The 5,550-nt window shown below is 34.7% G+C and carries 7 protein-coding genes; all 7 read right to left on the bottom strand.

Going from position 1 to position 5,550, the window contains the following annotated elements; translation table 11 throughout:
* Window positions 1-212: 212 nt before the first annotated feature.
* Entirely contained in the window at window positions 213-1,148 is a 936-nt protein-coding gene (locus tag G577_RS0109670; protein WP_028791019.1) for an Abi family protein, read from the bottom strand.
* Between the two features lie 761 nt (window positions 1,149-1,909).
* The gene (locus G577_RS0109680) at window positions 1,910-2,779 is read right to left on the bottom strand and encodes a GH25 family lysozyme (RefSeq protein WP_028791020.1); all 870 of its coding nucleotides are present in this window, start codon (window positions 2,777-2,779) and stop codon (window positions 1,910-1,912) included.
* A 59-nt stretch (window positions 2,780-2,838) separates the two neighbouring features.
* Window positions 2,839-3,051, bottom strand: a complete 213-nt coding sequence (locus G577_RS0109685) for a DUF2922 domain-containing protein (protein WP_028791021.1) — start codon at window positions 3,049-3,051, stop codon at window positions 2,839-2,841.
* 22 nt (window positions 3,052-3,073) lie between these two features.
* Window positions 3,074-3,301, bottom strand: a complete 228-nt coding sequence (locus G577_RS0109690; protein ID WP_028791022.1) for a hypothetical protein — start codon at window positions 3,299-3,301, stop codon at window positions 3,074-3,076.
* A 265-nt stretch (window positions 3,302-3,566) separates the two neighbouring features.
* Entirely contained in the window at window positions 3,567-3,857 is a 291-nt protein-coding gene (locus G577_RS0109695) for a helix-turn-helix domain-containing protein (protein ID WP_028791023.1), read from the bottom strand.
* Window positions 3,850-4,179, bottom strand: a complete 330-nt coding sequence (locus G577_RS0109700) for a type II toxin-antitoxin system RelE/ParE family toxin (RefSeq protein ID WP_244869464.1) — start codon at window positions 4,177-4,179, stop codon at window positions 3,850-3,852. The genes G577_RS0109695 and G577_RS0109700 overlap by 8 nt, the downstream gene beginning before the upstream one ends.
* Window positions 4,180-4,262: 83 nt before the next feature.
* Window positions 4,263-5,441: an IS256 family transposase gene (locus G577_RS0109705; protein WP_028790508.1), complete on the bottom strand. Its 1,179-nt coding sequence runs from the start codon at window positions 5,439-5,441 to the stop codon at window positions 4,263-4,265.
* Between the last annotated feature and the right edge of the window lie 109 nt (window positions 5,442-5,550).

Genomic DNA, 5,550 nt, shown 5'->3' on the forward strand with positions numbered 1-5,550 from the left:
ATGGCCTTACTGTAAAAAGCCTTGCATCTATTTTAACAAATAGATCGAATAAATGTTGGTAAATTAACAAATTAGCTATAATCAGGAGGCATTAAATAAATTGCATTTAATAGGAGGTACTAAGCTGTAATGATTAACGAAGAGAGTCTAACTACAAGTAGAAAACATACAAAAAAAGCCCCCTGTCGAAAATGACGGGGTTGAAAATAAACCTATTTTCCAAACAATTCATATACGGTATTTGAGTCTAAAAATCCCAAAAGATGTGCACGCTCATCACTTTTATCAACTAACCTACATATATCTTTATTGATATTTCTCCAGCCGTATTTTTTATTTATTGTATTAACAAAATGTTTGATTATAAGTATAACAATTCCCAACTTATTTGAAGGAGTCCTGCTATTATCGCCATTAACAGTGTAGAGATATCCTTTCCATTGTTTTCTGCATAAGGGTTTAGTACTTAGTTGAAGATCAATAACATTAGCATTATGTGCACATATATTTCTAACAAAGTTAAGACACTTTAACCAAGATATCAATTCTTTCTTAGTGCAATTGAACATCTCAGATAATTTTTTCTTGTTTTTGTCTGACAATATTTCTACTATTCTCACGAGTTCTCCAAAAGTAAGAACTTCAACCGCTAGCCATATAGTTGGAAAACCATCGACATCTTGATTGTTAGTGTCCTTTACATCATTAATAAAAGATCGTTTAATAGATTTAAGCAAACTTTTTTTGAATTGAAATTGTCTTGTCTCTATTTCGAATTTCTTATAGTTATGTTTATCACACCAGTTAGAAAAATTAAGGTAACCGAACGGACCATAAGAGTTTCCTAAAATAAAAGAAAGTCTAGTTTTTAAAGCAACTTCGATTTTTTCAATTGCATGTAATAAATGTATTCTTAAATTTTTATCTTGATAGTATCGTGTTAAAACCTCAGAAAAATTAACGCCGCTATAATCATCATATGTATGTTTATTACTATTATTCTTATTTGCTAAAGGAGCAGCAAACTGTTTAATACGATAATAACCAATAATTTTTAATTTATTTACATCTCGTTTACTTACTTTCATCCCTCTGCTTTGCAATAATGAAAGCTGATCTTCAAAAGTCAATGACGTAGGCGTTTTCATAAAGCCCCTCCAAAATAAAAACCCCCATGTCAGTACTTGACTGTCCTTTAAAAAGGAATGGGGGGATTGTCTTCTCATCTATAATATATCATTTAGAGTTATGAGTTTCAATACTTACGCTATATATAATATGTTTATTATCTTTTTATAGGATTTCATAGGTTTGCAAAGAGTTATAAAATTGGCGCTAACCAAACATATCTCGTCATATTTTTTAGTGTAGAGTTTTATTAAATAACAAAAAGCCACCTCTATTAAGAAAGTAATAGTTAATTAAAAGAAATATCAGTATTTTATTTATCTAGGTTCTTCTTCACTTTCTTAACAGCGTTTGCATATGCTGTTATGTCATTGTAGTCAGTTTCAATCGAAGCTCCCAGCCCCAGTTTTAACTAATTCTACTCTAAAATGAGAATCGCACGTCATCATTCTCCAAGACTTTTTTTCAGAAGTAGCCGGTTTATTATAAACAACTAAATTTCGTAATACTTCAAACATGTACCAGGTACTTCTTCAGGAATAATTGAAGCCTTTTTCTTTACTATTTCGTTTAACTTGTATATCTTTAGCGCTTACGCGTACAACTATACTGTCTCTCTTTCGTATTGGCACTTTATACACTGCGGTCTATTTCTGTGATTGTTTTTTCAGATTACTAATCTCTATTGAACTATAGGCAAAAGGCCTCCACCAGCACTAACTGTTGAAGGTCTTCATTTTATACAGTGTTTAAGATTTCCCAATAATGTAACATAAATTCCTTACTTCACCCAAGAAACACTTTTGCCAATATCGATATAACCTTTCTTGCCATTACTTCTAGGCTGGACTCCCCAAACAAAACCGTCGCCAAAAACAACGTTATTAATTTTGATCTTCGTCCCTTTCGCAAGTTCAGCAATCACATTATTTCCCGTCTTTGGTGAACTGCGTAATTTCACTTTCGTTGCAGTTGTTGTAATAGTCTTCATTTCAATATCCTCCACGTCTTTGTGATTTTCTTTATCAGGAACTTGATGATTTTGACGAAAAAAGTAGAACAGATCCCTCCTGACGATCTGATTTAAATCCAAGTCCCCATTGTAACCATTAAGTCTTCCCTTTGAAGTATATTGATGAATATCATACTGCTTCGTAGCGGTCGGATTTGCTCCTTGATATTGTCCGGTGTTCTTTCCATAAGTGGGTAGCCAAACACCATCAAATTTTTCTGTTGCTAAATTAAAACTTTTGTATAAGTGGTTAGCAACATAAACGCCAACTTTTTTCGCGCCGAGTTCTTTTAGTTTTTTACGATAAGCCTCACAACCACCTCGCATATCTTGCATGGATTGTTCTTCTACATCTAACCACCAAAAGCTAGGTTGAAATTTTTGTGCTCTTTGATAAAAATCTTTGGCCTCTTGTTGCATATCTGCCTTAGACGTCCCTCGTACCCAAGCATAAACCGCCACTGGCACGCTTCGTTTTTGAAACTCTTTAATGTGCGTTTGATAGTGCTTATCGATATAATTGGATCCATATTGTACACGTACAATAACGCCGTCGATTTTTGCAGCTAGTTGATCATAATTGATCTGCTGCGGCACTTGCCATTCACTAATATCAATAATCGTTGGTTTAGGAATCATTTCATTGCCTCCTTTTTCTGTTAAAAAAAGCGAGAAGATCGCTCCTCTCGCTTTCCTTTTTAAAACAATGGTGTTTCGATCGTTTCTACATATTTTGCGCTATCGATCGTTTGATACAATCTTACCCCGTCTTTGTCAAAAATATCCAAATCACGTAATTGTTCCATTGCTTCGCGAACTTCGGCTTCTGTCAAGTCTTCCGCAGCCACTGCTGGGATTAAGTTGTGTTTTCTGCCTTCTTCATTTAAGAATGTTAGATATAATTTTTTCATGATTTTCCCTCCTAGGATTTATTTATTCAACAATTTCTTCTGCGTCTTGCACATGTGAATATTCTACTTTTTCAGTGACTAAAGCTAATTCATTTTCTGCTGGAGCTAAATTCGCCATGGTTTCTCCCAGCGCTAATACAGCAGCTTCGTTTGGTTCTGAAATCACATCGTTGAAGTTTTTCTTAATCGTTTTGTCTTCCCCAGGTTGACTGAGTTCGACCGTTAATTTTGTATTTTCTAAATTTTTCATCTTCATTCTCCTCTATATTTTATTTTTCATAAGCAGCGCCGCCTACACTATCTATAAACGTGGTTAGCAGGAAAAATGTCACGGTTTTAATTAAACTTTTTTCGTTTAAATAAAAAAGCTCTAGTAAACAGGCTGCGGAGCTGCTTACTAGGGCGTGTATTCCAATTATTCAGTTATTTACTACCGGCTTAGACAATATTGTTACGATATTACAGCTGGTACCAGTAAATTTTAATACGATAGAAGTAACGTCAATTGCTTAAAACTAGATAAAGCTAAAAGTTAACTGCTTATCAACTGATTCTGCAATTTGTTCAAGGGTTTTAATTGTTGGATTGGCATTCCCATTTTCAATTCTAGCAATAGTAGATTGAGGTTTATTGACTGTTTTAGCAAATTCTTCTTGAGTAAAACCCAACGAAGTTCTTAATTCCATTACAGCAACCGCATAATCCAACTTTTGTTCTTCTTTTTCCATCATTTTTGTAAGGGAAGCATTATTTCTCTTCTCTTTTTCAAGGTAATCGGAAAATTTGGTTGTATTGCTGTTAGTCATGATTTACACCTCTCATGTATTTATCTTTCAAATTTTTGGCATGCTGAATTTCTTTTTTAGGGGTCTTCTGCTCCTTTTTAGTGAACCCGTGTGTGATAATATACTGATTGCCTACTTTTTGAAAATACAAGCAGCGTTGAATATTAGAACCAACTTTTGAGCGTATTTCATATATTTCGCCATCTAGCTTTTTAATCCATTGCATTTTTTTAGCCGTAGTCAAACCTAATGTTTCTATTTTGTTAATTACTTGCAGTAATTTTGCCTTGTCTTTTGTGGGTAATGAATTAATAAATTCAATGGCTTCATTTTTATTATCCAATTCTAAAAATTCAAATTCTACCTTCCTATTCGGGAGCGTCAATAATTTTGTGTAAATGAGTTGCCCTTCTGTAAAACAATTCGTTATTCTGTAAACATCGAAGCTAAGGTATCGGTCACTTGTTGGAAGCCCTTATGGCTTCGGTTTAAAAACTTTTGATTATAATGGTCAAAGATAGAAACAAGGAAACGTTCTAAAGATTCTTCATTTTGAAATTGCTCTTTTCTGTGACTGTATTTTTTAATTTGCTTATTGAAAGATTCAATTAAATTCGTTGAATAAAGGGTACGACGGATACTTGGAGGAAATTCATAGAACGTCAATAAGTCTTGATTTGCTAGAAGCGACTGCATCATTTTGGGATAAGCTTTCTGCCATTTATCCGTCATATAGGTTAGACAGCGTAGGGCTTCTTCTTTGGTGCTTGCTTGATAAACCGTCTTAAAGTCCTCACAGATTTCTTTTCGATCTTTGACCCGTACTTTATGTGCCAGATTACGAGAGACATGGACACAACAGTGTTGATACTGGGCTTGAGGATAGATTTGATGAATCTTCTCTTTCATGCCTTTTAGACCGTCTGTGATAAAAAGCAGTACATCTTGAACGCCTCTGGCGTGAATATCTTGTAATAGTTCTTCCCAAATAGCTAGGGATTCTGTCGGCGCAATCGTGTAGCCCAGGACTTCTTTGGTACCGTCTTCTCGAATCCCAATAGCAATATAAACGGCTTCTTTGGCTACGGTTTGTCGTTTTAAAGGAATGTAGGTCGCGTCCATAAAAACAGCAACATATTCCTGGTGTAACGCTCTAGTTTTAAACGCTTGAACTTCTTCTGTTAGGGCTTTTGTCATATTGGATATCGTTTGGGGCGTATAATGATGTCCGTACATTTTCTCAATTAATTGGGCGATCTCTGACATCGTTACCCCATTTTCAAACAGATGAATGATCGTTGTTTCTAATGTATCATTGGATCTTTTATAAGTTGGCAATGTCTGTTGTTTAAACTCCCCATTGCGATCTCGAGGAATTTCCAATGACAATTCGCCATACTCTGTTTTGATCGTTCGTTGGTAAGCCCCGTTTCTTGAATTGCCAGAATTGAACCCTGCTCGTTCATATTTTTCGTAATCCAGAAAAGCCGTTAGTTCGGTCTTAAGGAGTACATTGACTGCGTTTTCCAGGTGGGAACGAAAGCATTCGTTCAAATCGCCTTTATTTACTAGTGTTTGTAAAATATCTGTAGTAAAATCATTCATAGGGAAGTCCTCTTTTCTGTGAGTTAGTTGTCGTTAACTTTATTCTACAGAAAGGACTTCCTTTTTTGTATGGTATTTTCTCTATTTACACAAAATATTTTACACTCTC

The sequence above is a fragment of the Tetragenococcus muriaticus DSM 15685 genome, assembly GCF_000423785.1.
GTDB lineage: Bacteria > Bacillota > Bacilli > Lactobacillales > Enterococcaceae > Tetragenococcus > Tetragenococcus muriaticus.